Origin of the sequence: Cellulomonas fimi ATCC 484 (assembly GCF_000212695.1) — a bacterium.
GTDB lineage: Bacteria > Actinomycetota > Actinomycetes > Actinomycetales > Cellulomonadaceae > Cellulomonas > Cellulomonas fimi.
Map to the genome: position 1 here is coordinate 40119 of NC_015514.1, position 14715 is coordinate 54833.

Below are 14715 nucleotides of genomic sequence, written 5' to 3' on the forward strand. Positions count from 1 at the left end.
CGGTCGTGCGCGCCGGCCTGCGGCCGCGGTGATCAGGCGTCGGGGTTCAGGCGTCTACCCGCGGTACGGACGGCGCCGCCCTCTGGTCCACGTGTGGCGGTCCATCGGTTCAGTTGACGGTTCTTCGCCGAGCTCGACCTGCCAGGGGTCGGGTTGGTGCCGGCCGAGGTGCCAGTCGCGGAGGCGTTCGATGTTGTGCGCGGCGAGGGTCACGGCCATCAGCAGGGTGGTGGCGAGGAGGCCGGGGATGCGGAAGTAGCCGCGATTGACGTTGCGGACCTGGTAGCGGAGTTGCGCGTTGAGTCCTTCGATGAGGCTGCGGCGGTTGAAGGACAGCGCCCACCGGGTGGACTGCCAGGCGAAGGGCTGGCGGTCGCGCTCAAGGTCGGTATCGCGCACGGTGACGGTCTTGCCGCACGCACACGCGCCGCCCCTGGCGCACCCTGCGGTGGGCAGGTGGCGTCCCAGCCGCATCGACGCCGGGGTGTTCGGGCAGCGCAGGTGCCCGGCGAGGGCTGGTCCCTTCCACCGTTGGGTGCCCCGCTCGTCGTGGCGGCGGGCCAGTGGGGTGAAGCGGTAGGCCTCGCGCTTGTCGAACAGCTCACGGGCGCGGGCCTTCTCGGTGGCGGTGTCGCCGATCTTCGGCGGCTCGAGGTGGCGCAGGGGTTCGGGGAGCGCGTCGGAGTACAGGGCGCCGTCGATCCACAGGGACCCAGGGATCGGGCCGGGGCGCACGCCACGCTGGGTGGAGTGCAGGTCCATGGTGACCGTGATCCCGCGTTCACGGAGCGGGCGAGCGAGGTTCACAGCGCGTGAGGTGGTGTAGCCGCGGTCGAGCAGCACCTCGGTGACGTGCCGAAGCGCGTCGATGATGCCGAGCGCGGCACCGGCGCGATCCCCGACCCCGGGACGCAGGGCGAGGCCGGCCGCCAGTTGCGGGAGCGATTCCCCTTGTGGCTCGGGGGCGAAGGTGGCGATGTGCGCTTCGTAGCCGAAGTACAGCTCGGAGGGCCGTCGATCGGTGCCGGTGCGTTTGGCCCACCGCGCGTCGCCGTCAGGCGAACGGAGGGCGTCGTCGTCGGCCCTCGCGCTGGATGTGCGCGCCCGGTAGGCGGACTCGACGTCGGTGCCGTCGATGGCGACGACGCTCGGCGGTGTCCAGGTGGTGGGGATGCTGGCCTGCACGAGGCCTGTGGCGACGTCGTCGAGGCTCGCGGGAGTGAAGGGGCAGCCGTCCGGGCAATCGTCGACCTCGCCGGTCTGCTCGTCGGCGGTGAGGTCGTGGTCGTGGTCGACGAGGCATCCCGTCCCCATGGCCTCCCTGAGAGCGTGGAACCCGGAGAGGACTGGTCGGTACCGGATCACGGCGCCGGGCGGGAAGCCGAGCGCGAATCGCTCGCTGGGTGACACCGCCCGAATCGTGCGCGTGACACCGGAGATCGTCATCGCGGTGGGGCGACCGAGCGCGTGCAGCATGATCCCGGCGGCGACGGCGTCCAGCGGGAGCGCGCGGCGGCGACCTGTCGTGCGGATGCGAGCGGCGACCAGTCGAGTGATGACCTCGTGATCCGCCCACGCTCGGGCGCGCCGGACCTTCTCCGCGGTGGTCAGCGGGGCGGGCGTGTAGATGACGCGGCTGCGCCCGGTGGACGACGTCATATGCGGCGTCCGTCGGGCGCGGGGCCGGCTCACCTCCGCACCATTGAGGCGAACACCTCGTCCTCGGGCCGCGGGGCCATGAACGGCATGACGTGGCCAAAGATCTTCCAGGAGGCGACGCCGGCGATCTGGGCGAGCGCCCCGAGGTGGACGCCGTGCTCGAGATGCTCCTTGACCCAGGTGACGCGGAGCCTGCTCGGGCGCAGCGCCGGGCAGTCGGGCGGGAGCTCGATGTTCTGCATGAGCCTGGACAGGCGCGAGCGGTCCCAATCGGCGGCGACGAAGCCCAGGAGCATCGACCCAGGGTCGGCCTCGCGGATGTGCTGCAGCGTCCGGTCGTGCGGTGGGCTGATCGGGATCGTGCGGGCCTGCCTGCCCGGCGTCGCCAGGCAGAGGTGGCCGTGCCGCTCGACGAGGCTGTCGGTCGTGACGTGCCAGATCTCGCGCGGGTACAGCCCGGCGCCGAGGCCGAGAGCCAGCAGCGACTGCATCCTGCGGCGCTGCAGGGGCGTGCGCTGAAGCGTGGACACTTCGAGGAGCCGGGCCACCTCGTCCGCGCTGTAGGGAACGATCCGCTGGTTCGCGCGCAGGCGCTCCTCGGGCGGCTCCCACGGAGCCTTCGAGGTCACGGCCGTGCCGAAGCGGCGAAGATCCGAGCGGCGCGTGGCACGCGAGGCCTCGGCCAGATGGGCACAGCCGACCTGGATGTACCGGCTCACCACGTCGGGGGTGAACACCTGCTCGCGGTCAAGCGGGAGCCCCTCACGGTGCACCCACACCAGGAACTGCGACAGGGTCCGCATCGCCTCGACAGCCCGGCGGTCGTCTGACGGGTGCACGTCGACGGCCACTGCTCGGGCGAAGTCGGCCACGGGCGCCCAGTCCTCAGGGGGCAGCGCCTTCGGGACGTACTGAGCGACGGCGCGGGCGGCGGTCAGCGGTTCTCGGGCGTGTCGGTTGACGAGGGCAGTTCTGGAATCTGAAGATGGGCGCACGAAAGCTCCTCACGAGGCGGGGTTCTCTTTCGAGCAGCGGCGGTAACCGCTGTGAAGGCGATCGGGCCGGGATGCCAGTCCCGGCCTCTCGCATGTCAGGGGATCGGCGGCCCGCGCCGAGCAGCTCAGGCCATGGCGTCTCCGGCGTCGTCGGCGAGGGCGGCCGCCAAGAGGTCAGACGCGACGGCGCTGACAGGACGGCCGGCGGCGCGAGCGCGCGCGAACAACGGCCCGGCGACGGCCGCGGGCATGCGGATCTCCACCCGCACGAGCTCGTGGGGGTTCAGCTCGCGAGCGCGCGACGGCGGCCGGCCGGCGCGCGCCGCGGGCACGTGGATCGAACTGCCCGGCTCCTTCACGTCACCCACCTCCTGTCTCGACGGCCAGCTGTGCGATGCAGATCTGTGCCTCTCACGAGGCGTCGCACGGCTGGTCAGACCGTCAAGAGGTGGATCGATGAAGTTGTCGCTCTGCGCCACAGGCGAGATCGCCTGAGAAGTGACCCGGCTTGCCGCACCGCGGTAAGGGGCCGTGCTCGCACGCTATCTCCGCCACGGAGCTCCTGGGGTGGCGACACGCCGCGCCTGGACGGCTCAGTCACCCTGTCGACCGACCCCGGAGAGTCCCTCTGCAGCCTCCTCGACGATGGCACCGCCAGCCACCCCACCCCACCCCACCCGACCTAGGACCGGAGCGCTGCCGGGAACTCGATCGACTGGCAGACGCGTCGCAGCACGCTGAGCACCCCCGCCCCTCGCTGGTGTGCCATCACGTGTAGCGCCTCACACCGCGGATACGCTGCCATCGTGACCGCTACCACCGCCCTCCTCCCTGACCTAGCGGGAGACGGCGAGCGAAGCGACGGGTGGGAGGGGCTCATCAAGTCGAAGGCGCGTGTCAAGGCGCATGGCGAGGTATTCACACCTGCCCACATGGTCAACTTGATGCTCGACGTCGTCTCCGAGGAGCTGGAGACGGGGCCGGGCTTCGTCGACGCGACGTTCCTCGAGCCGGCCGCTGGAGACGGAAACTTCCTCGTCGCCATTCTGGGTCGCAAGCTCGCTGCGATCGAGACGCGCCTGTCACCGCGGGTATGGGAGCGCGAGTCGTTGTTCGCCCTCGCGTCGATCTACGGCATTGAGTTGCTGGAAGACAACCACTCCGACGCGCAAGGCGCCATGCTCGACGTGTTCCTCTCCTGGCACAACCGTCACGGCACGGGCGTCAGTCGGCGCACAAATCTCTACCGCGCGGCGAAGTTCCTCATCGCGACAAACATTCGGCGCGGCAACACCTTGACCGGCGCGGCGCCGGACGGGTCTGAGATCGAGTTCTCGTGGTGGCACCGCACGTTGGGCAATCTCGTGGTCCGCGAGTCGTTCAAGTTCAACTCCCTGCGTGCCGATACCCCTGCAGTGGACCTGTTCGCCGCCCTCGAAGAACGGGTCGTCTACGCGCCGTGCCGTATTAACACCGTCTTCAACAAGGAAGCCAAGTGAGTTCCTACACCCCCAAGATACGGACCTTCGACGAGGTCGTCCCGATGGTCTACTCCTGGACGACCCCCAGCGTCCTATCGCCCGACGGCACGACATTCCTCGAAGCCGCCGGCTGGGAGAAGGTCGGGTACACCGAGGGCGACGTCGATGCCCGTATCGCTCAGCAGGCGTCGCAGATGGGTGGAATGGTTCAAAAGCGCAGACTCTGGGCGTACAAGGCGCGCTTCATCACCGAAGGCGGCAGGTGGTTCACCGACCACGATTTCCACAGCTACCTGCGCCAGCAGGGCGTCAAGCGGTTCGAGGATCAGGGCAAGACTGAATGGCACCAGTTCGCTGGGATGCCGAAGACCTCGCGGGAGTATTTCTCGGCGTTCATCATGCAAGACTTTGCCGTCGCCCAGACGGTGGAGCCGCAGGACTATAAGTTGCGCCCCGAGCAGCGGCAGGCGGTCGAGCAGGCCCTAACCGCGTTCGGGACTACCGTCGAGGGCAAAGAGGCGCTGTGGAACGCCAAGCCTCGGTTTGGCAAGACGCTGACGACGTACGACCTCATGCAAAGGATGGATGTCAAGCGTGCACTTATCGTGACCAATAGGCCGGCCATCGCGAACTCCTGGTTCGACGACTATCAGAAATTCGTCGCCCACCGCACGACCTACCAGTTCGTGTCCGACTCGCCGTCGCTCGACAAGCGCCGTCCGATGACCCGCGACCAGTGGAAGGCATATTCCCTGGAGCACCAGGATCGCGACCCCCGCCTCATCGAGTTCGTCTCGCTCCAGGACCTCAAGGGGTCGCTATACTTCGGCGGGTCGTTCGACAAACTCAAGTACATCGCTGACACGCAGTGGGACCTGCTCGTCATCGACGAGGCGCACGAAGGCATCGACACCACAAAGACAGACATCGCCTTCGACAAGATCAAGCGGACCCACACGCTGCATCTGTCGGGCACCCCGTTCAAGGCCCTCGCCAAGGGGCGGTTCAGCCAGGACCAGATTTTCAACTGGACCTACGAGGACGAGCAGGCGGCCAAGGCTGACTGGTCCGACGAGACGCAGGACAACCCGTACGCCCAACTCCCGAAGCTCAACCTGTTCACCTATCAACTCTCGCGCATGGTAACCGACCGTCTTGCCGAGGGTGTCGCACTGGACGAGGAGTCCGGGAATGTCGACTACACGTTCGACCTGGCTGAGTTTTTTGCCACCAAGGACAACGGCTACTTCATCTACGAATCCGACGTTCGACGATTCCTGGACGCGCTGACGACCCAGGAAAAGTACCCGTTCTCCACCTCCGAACTGCGGGACGAAGTCAGGCACTCGTTCTGGCTTCTCAACCGCGTCGCCTCGGCGAAGGCACTGGAACGGCTGCTCAAGGCGCACCCAGTGTTCCGAGATTACACAGTGATCCTGGCGGCCGGCGACGGCAGGCCCAGCGCCGAGGATGGAGACGGGCTCGACGAGGCCGTTGACGACCTGGCAACCGCAGGAAAGTCGTTCGATAAGGTTCGTGAGGCCATCGCGAGAGCGGATGGCTCAGGCGGCAGAACCATCACACTGTCTGTCGGCCAGCTCACAACGGGCGTGACGGTGCCGGAGTGGACGGCGGTTATCATGCTCTCCAACCTGTCTTCGCCCGCCCTGTACATGCAGGCCGCGTTCCGCGCGCAGAACCCGCACACATTCGTCCGTGGCGATAAGGTGTTGCAGAAGAAGAACGCCTACATCTTCGACTTCGCGCCTGAGCGCACCCTGACGATCTTTGACCAGTTCGCCAATAACCTCGCCGCCCGCCCGCCCGTCGACGGCGTTGAGCGGCGCGGCAACATCCGACGGCTGCTCAACTTCTTCCCGATCCTGGGCGAGGATACCGAAGGCCAGATGATCGAGCTCGATGCGGAGAAGGTGCTCACTTTCCCGCAGGTCTTCAAGGCGCGCGAGGTCGTGCGACGCGGTTTCCTATCCAACCTGCTGTTCGCAAACGTCTCCGGCATCTTCCGGGCCGTGGAGCACTTCGAGGACATCCTCAACCGACTGCCGGTAGCCAAGGAGAAGAAGGTCGAGAAGGGGACGCCCGTCGACGTGCCGGTCCCACCGCCAACCACGGATGCCGAAGGCAACGTGCAGCTCGACTTCGAGACCGTCATCAACCCAAAGGTTGCCGAGATCGGTAAGCCGATCTACTCGAACGAGGACGTTCCCTCGCTCGACCCGGCGATCGTCAAGGCGGAGCAGGCTGCTAAGCAGATCGCCGCCGTGGTCAGCGAGAAATCCCGCGAGACCCGCGAGAAACTAGCCGCCGAGTACAAGATGAAGGCCACGCGAGTCATCGCCGACGAGAAGGCGACTGAGGCGCAGGTGGGTTCGAAGGTGGAACGCGCCTTCATCGACCATCAGATCGCGCTCAATCACATCGAGGCCGAAGCAAAGCACGCCGCGACCGAGGTCGAGTTGAAAGTCCTGGAAATGAAGAAGGCCGAGGCGAAGGCCGACCTTGACGCACAAGTGCGCGCGATCGTCCACGAAACCCTGGACACCATCACCGAGACCATCGTAAAGCGCGAAGAGACTAGGAAGGCGCAGGCGAGCGTTAATAAGACTCTCGATGCTGCACGCGACCACCTGCGCGGGTTCGCTCGGACCATCCCAATGTTCGTCATGGCGTACGGTGACCGCGATATCACGCTTGCCAACTTCGACGACTACACCCCGAGCGACGTGTTCGCCGAGGTCACCGGCATCACCGAGGAAGACTTCCGCAAGCTGCGCGACGGAAGGGAGATCACGGACCCGACCACCGGAGAGGTCACACGTGTTCCCGGCCTATTCGATCAGGCAGTTTTCGACCAGGCGATGCAGGAGTTCCTCACCAAGAAGGAGGAGCTCGCCGACTACTTCGACCCGGCGCTGACCGAGGACATTTTCGCCTACATTCCACAGCAGAATACCAGCCTCGTGTTCACGCCAAAGCCGGTTGTTCAAATGATGTGCGACGCCTTGGAAGCGGGAAATCCTGGCATCTTCTCGGATGCAAAGAAGACCTTCGCGGATCCGTTCTCGACCGCCGGGCTGTTCTGCATGGAGCTCGTCCGCCGGCTCGATGTGGGCCTGACCGAGGCGATTCCCGACCCCGCCGAGCGCCTGGAGCACATTTTCACCAGGCAGGTTTTTGAGATGAGCCCCAATAAGATTCTTCATGACATCACACTGGAGGCTGTCAGCGGCGGCGTGCCCGAGCGGCGAGCATGGTTGGAAGACTCCGGGCACTTTCGCGTAGCCGACATTTCCAAGTTGAGCAGCCAGGAGCGCGAGGCGTTGGTTGACGAGATGCTGGGAGACGCCTGAGATGGCCAAGAAGTTCGACGTCGTCATCGGCAACCCGCCGTATCAGGCCGAGGCGCAAGGGGAAGGCACGCGCGACACCCCGATTTATCACGAGTTCATGGATGCCGCGTACGAGGTGGCGAAGCAGGCTGTCATCATCACTCCCGCACGGTTCTTGTCCGATGCTGGCTTCACGCCGAAGGCGTGGAACGCGAAGATGCTCGCAGACGAGCACCTGACGGTGGCGCACTTTGAGCCGGACTCGAACCGGTTGTTCCCGGGTCTCACGGACCCCATCAAGGGTGGCATCGCCGTCACCCATCGCGACTCGGAGCGCAAGCTCGGACCCATCGGATTCTTCACGAAGTCCCCCGAGCTGAACACTGTCCTGCACAAGGTTCTGGAGTGCGGAGCGACGTTCATCGACGCGGAAGTGTCGAGCGGTCGTGCTTATGCGTTCACAAAGGCGATGCACGACCAGCACCCGGAGGCTTCGAGCGTTATGTCGAAGGACGCGAAGTTCCGCGTCAGCACGAACGCGTTCGACCAACTCGCGTTCCTGTTCCACGAGAACCGCCCCGAAGACGGCGGCGAGTACATGCGCATCCTTGGCGTGCACAAGAACAGGCGGGTGATCCGTTGGATTCGCAGAGAGTACCTCACCACCCCTAGGAGTTCCGACAGGTATAAGGTCGCGATCCCGGCGGCGAACGGGTCGGGTTCGACGACCGATTTCTTCGGCGTGGCCCTGAACAAGCCGACGGTGCTCGGCCCGTCGACTGGCGTCACTCAAACGTTCGTCACCATCGGCTCCTTCGATACCGAGACCGAAGGTGAGGCATGCCTGCGGTATATAAAGTCCAAGTTCGCCCGCGCAATGCTCGGTATCCTCAAGGTGACGCAGCACAACCCGCGCGCAACGTGGAAGTTCGTTCCGGTCCAGGACTTCACGCCTGAATCGGACATTGACTGGCAGCAGGATATTCCAGGCATCGACGCTCAGCTCTACGCCAAGTACGGGCTGGCCGACGACGAGATCGCGTTCATCGAGGCGAACGTAAGGCCGATGGAGTGACGGCGGGACGAATGCTAGTGAACCGGTAGGCGTCCCGATCGTCGAAGTGCCAGCGTGCGCGAGCCTTATCGGTGGCGCTGTCGACAGTCTTGGGCGGCTCGGGGTCCCGGAGCGGGTCAGGCAGTGCGTCGGAGCAGAGCACACGCCCTTCCGGTGACCGGCCCCGCGCGTACACCGCGTTGGCATGACAGCAGCCGTAGCCCGGTGGTGCCGTTCCTGCGGCGCACTAGCCTGACGCTCGGCAGCACACCGCACTCACCGGGAGGCGAACACCCATGCCGCTCGAAATGGGCGTTTGGCGCATCGAGAACGGTGAGCCGCGCAGGCTGCCGCCAATGACCGTCCCGACCGAGGCGGCGCTGGAGTCGCTCCTCGAACGCGACCCGTCCTTGCTGGGCGAGCGGCTGCTCGTCATCGGCCGGCAGGTCCAGACCCCACACGGCAAGCGCATCGACCTGCTCGCGATGAACGGGGACGGCAACCTCGTCGTCTTGGAGCTCAAGAAGGACCGCACTCCTCGTGATGTCGTCGCACAGATCCTCGACTACGGGTGGTGGGTGTCTCGCCTCGACCGGGACAGCGTCATCGACATCGCGAACACCCACCTGAACGTCCCGTTCGAGGCAGCGTTCGAGGAGGTATTCGGCACACCGCCACCGGATGAGCTCAACACCGGGCTGCGCCTGACCATCGTCGCGACCGAGCTCGACTCCTCCTCAGAGCGGATCGTCAACTACCTGCGCGAGTTCGGCGTCCCCGTCAACGCGGTCTTCTTCACCTACCTCGACGACGGCGACCGCCAGTACCTTGCGCGGTCCTGGCTCGTCGAGTCCACGGAGCAAGCGCCGTCCGCGCCGGCCCAGAAGAGGGGCAAGCGAGCCGAGTGGAACGGCAAGGACTGGTTCGTCTCGTTCGGCGACGGCGGAGGCCGCTCCTGGCAGGACGCCCGTAGCTACGGCTTCGTCTCAGCCGGTGGTGGCTCGTGGTACTCCCGGACCCTTCGGAACCTCCCCGTCGGCGCCAGAGTGTGGGTGCACATCGCGAACACCGGATATGTCGGCGTCGGCACCACGCTGGGCGAAGCGGTCCGGTTCGACGAAGCCGAGGTGCAGGTTGACGGGCAGTGGCTCCGGCTCGCTGACCAGCAGCTCACTGCCGCATATCGGCACGGTAACCCCGGCCGGCCCGTCACGGACGACGAGGACATCGACGAGTGGGTTGTGCCGGTCCGCTGGGACGTCACCCTCGACAAGGCCGACGCGTTTTGGCAGAGCGGCATGTTCGCGAACCAGAACTCCGCCTGCAAGCTCCGGCAGGAGTTCACGCTCGAACGCCTCGCCGAGCGCTTTCCGGACGGCGGCCAGAGCGAGTAGGCGCGCCCGAGGAGGTGTGCCTGGACCGCGCCTCGGGGTGTGCCTGGGGCATCGACCGCGGCTGCGGAACTGGAGGTCAGCGCGTTTCGGGAACCACCCACAGTGTGATGTCGCAGGACATCGGCAACAGGCCGGACCCTCAGGGTCCGGCCTGTTCGTGTTGTTGGGCTAGGTGGTCGCGGGTGCGGTCGCGCGTGGTGGCCGTCAGGGCAGCGTGATGCCCGCCTGGCTCGCGATGTCCCGGACGAAGCTCTGGCAGCTGTATCGCGGGTAGTCCGTCGCCTGCGGCAGGGCCGCGGGGTTGTAGTGGTACGCGCCCGTGGCGACACCGCGCGCGGCATCGACCACCGTGCTCGATGTCAGGCCGTCGGGCACGGCGACCGGCTGGACGACCGAGTTGTCCTTGTGCGGGACCGCACCCCAGAGCACGCGGGGTCCGTCGGCGAGGGTCAGGTCGAGCTGGAACCAGCCCTTGTCGCCCTGAGCGGACGTGGCCTCGAGGATGAGCCACCAGTGCTGCTTGTGGGCGATCACGCCGTCCGTCTTCCAGAGCAGGATCCTGGTGACGGTCCCTTCGACCTTCGGCCCCACGGTCTTCTCCAGCAGCGCGCCGCTGAAGCGCTTCAGCGTCGCGGGCACGTTCCCGACCGCTCCCGGCTGGGCGGTGGCGGCCGGGTCACCGCCCTCGAGACCACGCTGGACGGACACCTGTCGGACGCGCGGATCGAGGAGGCGGGTCGCCGCCCGGTTGCCGGCTGTCCGCTGGACGAGCAGCATCTCGGCTGCACCGAGGGAGCGGGCGAGGGCCGGTCCCGTTGCGACCGCTCTCGAGACGTCACGCTCGGGATGTGAGCGCGTCGGCGGTGCTGCACGTCCCGGTCATTCGCCTACCCGCGCGTCCTGGAACCCGGTCCGGACCATGGCGACCACTCTCTTGACGTGGGGCGCTCCTGCTCGACATCGCCAGCGTAACCGGCTGCCCGTGGTCGCGGGCCTCCGGCCCCCACGAGCGCTCGACCCGACCGGCGCGCATGCTGGACGTTCCGGGCTGGAGCACAACGGCCCGTCGCGCGTGCTCGACGTGAGGAAAGTCGATGACCACGAAAGTCGAGAAGTCGGTCCTGGTGAACGTGCCGGTGGCCGTGGCGTACAACCAGTGGACGCAGTTCGAGGACTTCCCGCAGTTCATGGGCGGCGTGAAGTCCGTGACGCAGCTGAGCGACGACCGGCTGCAGTGGGTCGCCGAGATCGCCGGCGTGAAGCGCCAGTGGGAGGCGCGGATCCTCGAGCAGGTCCCCGACCGGAAGGTCGCGTGGGCGGCCACCGAGGGGGCGACCAACGCCGGTGCGGTGACGTTCGAGGACGTGGGGGGCGGGCAGACCTCGGTCCACCTGTCGCTCGAGTACGAGCCGGAAGGACTGGTCGAGAAGGTCGGCGACAAGCTGAACGTCGTCGAGAACCAGGCGGAGAAGGACCTCGAGCGGTTCAAGGCGTTCATCGAGGCCGAGGGGTACGCGACCGGTGCCTGGCGCGGGTCGGTCGGCGAGGGTGCCGCCGTCGGGACGCCGGGCGTCCAGGACGCGGCGGCGTCGCGCGGTGACTCGGGCAAGGCCGGGGTCTCGGCCAAGGCCGTCGCAGCCGGGGTGGGTCTCGCCGCCGCCGGGGCGGCTGCGGCCGCTGCGACCCGGAAGAGCGGCTCGACCGACGACGTCGTCGTGACCGAGTACGACGACGTCACGCCCGTCGTCGCCCCGGACGTCGGGGTCACGCCCGTCGTCGACGAGGACGGGGAGGTCGTCGTCACGGACGTGCGGCCCGCCGGGACCCTGCCCGCGACCGAGGACGGGACCGACCCCGGAACCCGCATCTGACCGGGACCACCGGGTCCGGACCAGCACGACGGCCGCCGGTGACGTGGACCGGCGGCCGTCGTCGCGCGTCATGCCCCTGCCGACGAGCGTGCCGTGCGGGTCAGGCGCAGGGCGACCCGTTGACGGTGAAGGCCGTCGGGGCGGTGTTGGTCCCGCTGTACGAGCCGTTGAAGCCGATGCTCGTCGAGCCGCCGGCGGGAACGCTGCCGTTCCACGGTGCGTTCGTCACGGTCACGGCCGACCCCGTCTGGCTGTAGGTGGCGCTCCACCCCTGGGTGACCTTCTGGTCGCCGGGGAAGGTGAAGCCGAGCGCCCAGGACGTCCACGGCGTCGACCCGGTGTTGGTGACCGTGATCGAGGCGGTGAAGCCGTTGCCCCAGGAGTTCGCCGTGTAGGTGACGCGGCAGGCGCCCGGCGGGGTCGTGACCGCGGGGAGGGTCCGGAAGGCCACGGTGGGCGAGAGGGCGGAGAGCTGGCCCGCGGTGTCCTTGGCCCGGACCGTCAGGACGTAGTCGGTCGCGGGAGTCAGACCGGTCAGCGTCACCGAGGGCGTGCTCGACGTCGCCACGACCGTGCCGTCCTGCGCCCGCAGGACGTCGTACCCGGTGACGCCCTTGTCGTCGGTCGAGGCCGTCCACGTGAGCGTCGCGCCCGTCTGCGTGATCGCCGAGGCCACCGGGACGCCCGGCGCGGTGGGCGGCAGGTCGGCCGTGGTCCCGGTGGTCCGCACCGCGACGGATGCCGAGTCCGAGGACAGCCGCGCGTTGTTGCGGGCGCGGACGACGAACGTGTACGCGGTGCTGGGCGTCAGGCCCGTCACCGTCGCGGAGGTCGTCGTCGTCGACGCGACGACCTGGAGCGCGTCGCCTGCGACGCGGATCACGTCGTAGCCGAGGACGCCGCTCTCGGGGTCGCTCGACGCCGTCCAGCTGAGGGTGACCGACGTGTCGGTGACGGCGCTCGCGGTCGGCGTGCCCGGCGCGGTCGGCGGCGTGGTGTCGACGGCCGGCGCCGTGCCCGCGTGCTCGGCGGCCCAGGTGGCGAGCCAGGCCAGCGCCGAGTTCCAGTTGATCGCGACCTCGTTCACCGAGTACGCCTCGATGTGGTCGACGAAGCACTTCTGGGGCGCGCAGCCGGCAAGCTGGGCGGCGGCGATCGGGTCCTGCAGCTCGCTGTTCGGGCCGCCCGAGAACGAGCCCGGCGGGGCGATCGGCAGCGACGCGTCGGCCTGGTGCGCCCAGAACCGGTGGTGCACGTTCTGCACCGCACGCTCGCCGTAGCCCGCGATGTACGACTGGTTCAGCGGGTTGCGGCCCTGGAAGTAGTCGAGCGCCGCGTAGACACCCGTGCGGTACTTCGCCTGGCCGGTGAAGTCGTACGCCAGCGCGAGCGTGTTCGCGTTGTTGGCCACCTGGCCGTTCGAGCCCCAGTAGTAGACCGCCCCGGCGTTGTTCGGCGCGGGGTAGGCCTGGGCGTTCGCTCGGGCCAGCGCGGCGTCGGCGAACGCGACGATCGCGGCGCGCGTCGCGGCGACGTCGCCGGCGGGGAGCCCGGTCGGGACCAGCGCGAGCGTCGTGTCGCCGAGCCCGCCCGTCCAGCCCCAGTCGTACCCGCGCTGCGCGAAGCTCCCGCCCCGGTACAGCGACGAGCCGGTGACGTCGGCACGGTACGTGTCGGAGCCGGTCGTCGCGTAGAGCTCGGCGGCGGCCCAGTAGAGCTCGTCGGTGACCGACGCGTCACCGTAGGCGCCACCGCCCGTGCTGTCGCTGTTCGAGGCGATCCGGTTCGGGTTCGCCTTGGCCGCCGCGTACGCGGTCTGCGCCGCCGCCAGGGCCCTCGCGGAGAACGCGGGGTCGTACGTCTTCCACAGCCGCGACGCCTGCGCGGCGACGGCGGCCATGTTGAGCGTCGCCGCGGTGCTCACGGGCGACAGGAGCCGGCGCTGGCTGTCCCGTGCCGGGATCGTCGGGAGCGCCGTCCAGCTCTCGTCGTGGATCTTGTGGTGCACCATCCCGGCGTCCGCGCGGCCCGCGGGGACCTGCATGCGGAGCAGGAACTCGACCTCCCAGCGCGCCTCGTCGAGCACGTCCGGCGCACCGTTCGCGCGCTCGGGGATCGCCATCGTGCCGTCGGCGAGCGCCGTGGCGTCGGCGCCCGCGACGTGGAGCGTCCGCTCGTACGCGTTCTGCAGCTGCCACGTCGCGATCCCGCCGTTGACGACGTACTTGCCCTGGTCACCCGCGTCGTACCAGCCGCCGCGCACGTCCAGGCTGTACCCGCACGACTGCCGGCAGGGCACGCTCGTGTCCCCCTGGTTCGGTGCCACGCCCAGGTGCCCGGCGGCACGCGCGTACGTGCTGCCGACGTACTGCTGCTCGATCGTGATGCCGCTGCGCTGGTGGTAGAAGAACGCGAGCGCGTCGTACCGCAGCTTCTTGACCGGGTCCGCGGAGATGTCGAAGGGCAGGCTGCTCGCGCCGCCGGCGGACAGCACGTAACCCGATCCCGCGGTGTCGAACGTCGAGAAGTCGATGAGGTGGGTCCAGTCGCCGGAGAGTGCGTCCGCACCCCGCACGGTCGACTGCCCCGACGCGACGGTCGTCCCCGCGGCGTTCCGCAGCGTCCACGCCACCGGTGTCGTCGAGGTGCTGACCAGGGTCGCGACCTTGGCGACGCCCGGCACGTAGGCGACCTGGTTGACCTTGACCTGCGAGCCCGGGTCGGGGGCGGCGAACGCCGCCTGGGGGGCGACGACGCCGCACACGGCCAGGGCGGCGGCGATCGTGAGGGCGGCGACGCGACCCCCGCGCGGCCCTCGGTGGTGGGTGTTCCGTGACATGGCGGTCCTCTGCTGACGGACGACGGGTGGGTGGTCGGCCGCGGGGACCGGCCGGCCAGGCGGTCGCCGCAG

Annotated in this window: 10 protein-coding genes; 5 read left to right on the forward strand and 5 right to left on the reverse strand. The window is 68.2% G+C overall.

From position 1 onward, the window contains the following. Positions 1-54 precede the first annotated feature (54 nt). From CELF_RS00190 to CELF_RS00200, 3 genes are all read right to left on the reverse strand, one after another. On the reverse strand, positions 55-1659 hold the full coding sequence (locus CELF_RS00190; protein WP_013769218.1) for a hypothetical protein: 1605 nt from the start codon (positions 1657-1659) through the stop codon (positions 55-57). Positions 1660-1688: 29 nt separating this feature from the next. Next, positions 1689-2531: a site-specific integrase gene (locus tag CELF_RS00195; RefSeq protein WP_232014277.1), complete on the reverse strand. Its 843-nt coding sequence runs from the start codon at positions 2529-2531 to the stop codon at positions 1689-1691. 248 nt (positions 2532-2779) lie between these two features. Continuing rightward, positions 2780-3013: a hypothetical protein gene (locus tag CELF_RS00200; RefSeq protein WP_013769220.1), complete on the reverse strand. Its 234-nt coding sequence runs from the start codon at positions 3011-3013 to the stop codon at positions 2780-2782. Between the two features lie 447 nt (positions 3014-3460). Between CELF_RS00200 and CELF_RS00205 the strand changes: the two genes are divergently transcribed. The 4 genes from CELF_RS00205 (at position 3461) to CELF_RS00220 (ending at position 9933) form a co-directional block, all read left to right on the forward strand. Further along, on the forward strand, positions 3461-4153 hold the full coding sequence (locus CELF_RS00205; protein WP_049791402.1) for a DNA methyltransferase family protein: 693 nt from the start codon (positions 3461-3463) through the stop codon (positions 4151-4153). Continuing rightward, positions 4150-7506, forward strand: a complete 3357-nt coding sequence (locus CELF_RS00210) for a DEAD/DEAH box helicase (protein ID WP_013769221.1) — start codon at positions 4150-4152, stop codon at positions 7504-7506. The genes CELF_RS00205 and CELF_RS00210 overlap by 4 nt, the downstream gene beginning before the upstream one ends. A 1-nt stretch (position 7507) precedes the next feature. Beyond that, entirely contained in the window at positions 7508-8560 is a 1053-nt protein-coding gene (locus CELF_RS00215; RefSeq protein WP_013769222.1) for an Eco57I restriction-modification methylase domain-containing protein, read from the forward strand. A gap of 335 nt (positions 8561-8895) precedes the next feature. Continuing rightward, a complete protein-coding gene (locus CELF_RS00220; RefSeq protein WP_232014278.1) occupies positions 8896-9933 on the forward strand; it encodes an endonuclease NucS domain-containing protein in 1038 nt (345 codons plus the stop codon). A gap of 204 nt (positions 9934-10137) precedes the next feature. On the opposite strand, the gene CELF_RS00225 is transcribed toward CELF_RS00220, so the two are convergent. Then, positions 10138-10572 (reverse strand): hypothetical protein, encoded by a 435-nt coding sequence (locus tag CELF_RS00225; RefSeq protein ID WP_126297623.1) that lies wholly within the window; start codon positions 10570-10572, stop codon positions 10138-10140. A 455-nt stretch (positions 10573-11027) separates the two neighbouring features. Between CELF_RS00225 and CELF_RS00230 the strand changes: the two genes are divergently transcribed. Continuing rightward, entirely contained in the window at positions 11028-11804 is a 777-nt protein-coding gene (locus tag CELF_RS00230) for an SRPBCC family protein (RefSeq protein ID WP_013769225.1), read from the forward strand. A 100-nt stretch (positions 11805-11904) separates the two neighbouring features. On the opposite strand, the gene CELF_RS20850 is transcribed toward CELF_RS00230, so the two are convergent. Continuing rightward, entirely contained in the window at positions 11905-14643 is a 2739-nt protein-coding gene (locus CELF_RS20850) for a glycoside hydrolase family 9 protein (protein WP_013769226.1), read from the reverse strand. Positions 14644-14715 lie beyond the last annotated feature (72 nt).

Excerpts from the sequence above, each read along its gene's own strand:
- CELF_RS00215 (WP_013769222.1), top strand. The coding sequence starts at position 7,508 with ATGGCCAAGAAGTTCGACGTCGTCATCGGCAACCCGCCGTATCAGGCC.
- CELF_RS00190 (WP_013769218.1), bottom strand. The coding sequence starts at position 1,659 with ATGACGTCGTCCACCGGGCGCAGCCGCGTCATCTACACGCCCGCCCCG.
- CELF_RS20850 (WP_013769226.1), bottom strand. The coding sequence starts at position 14,643 with ATGTCACGGAACACCCACCACCGAGGGCCGCGCGGGGGTCGCGTCGCC.
- CELF_RS00220 (WP_232014278.1), top strand. The coding sequence starts at position 8,896 with ATGACCGTCCCGACCGAGGCGGCGCTGGAGTCGCTCCTCGAACGCGAC.
- CELF_RS00230 (WP_013769225.1), top strand. The coding sequence starts at position 11,028 with ATGACCACGAAAGTCGAGAAGTCGGTCCTGGTGAACGTGCCGGTGGCC.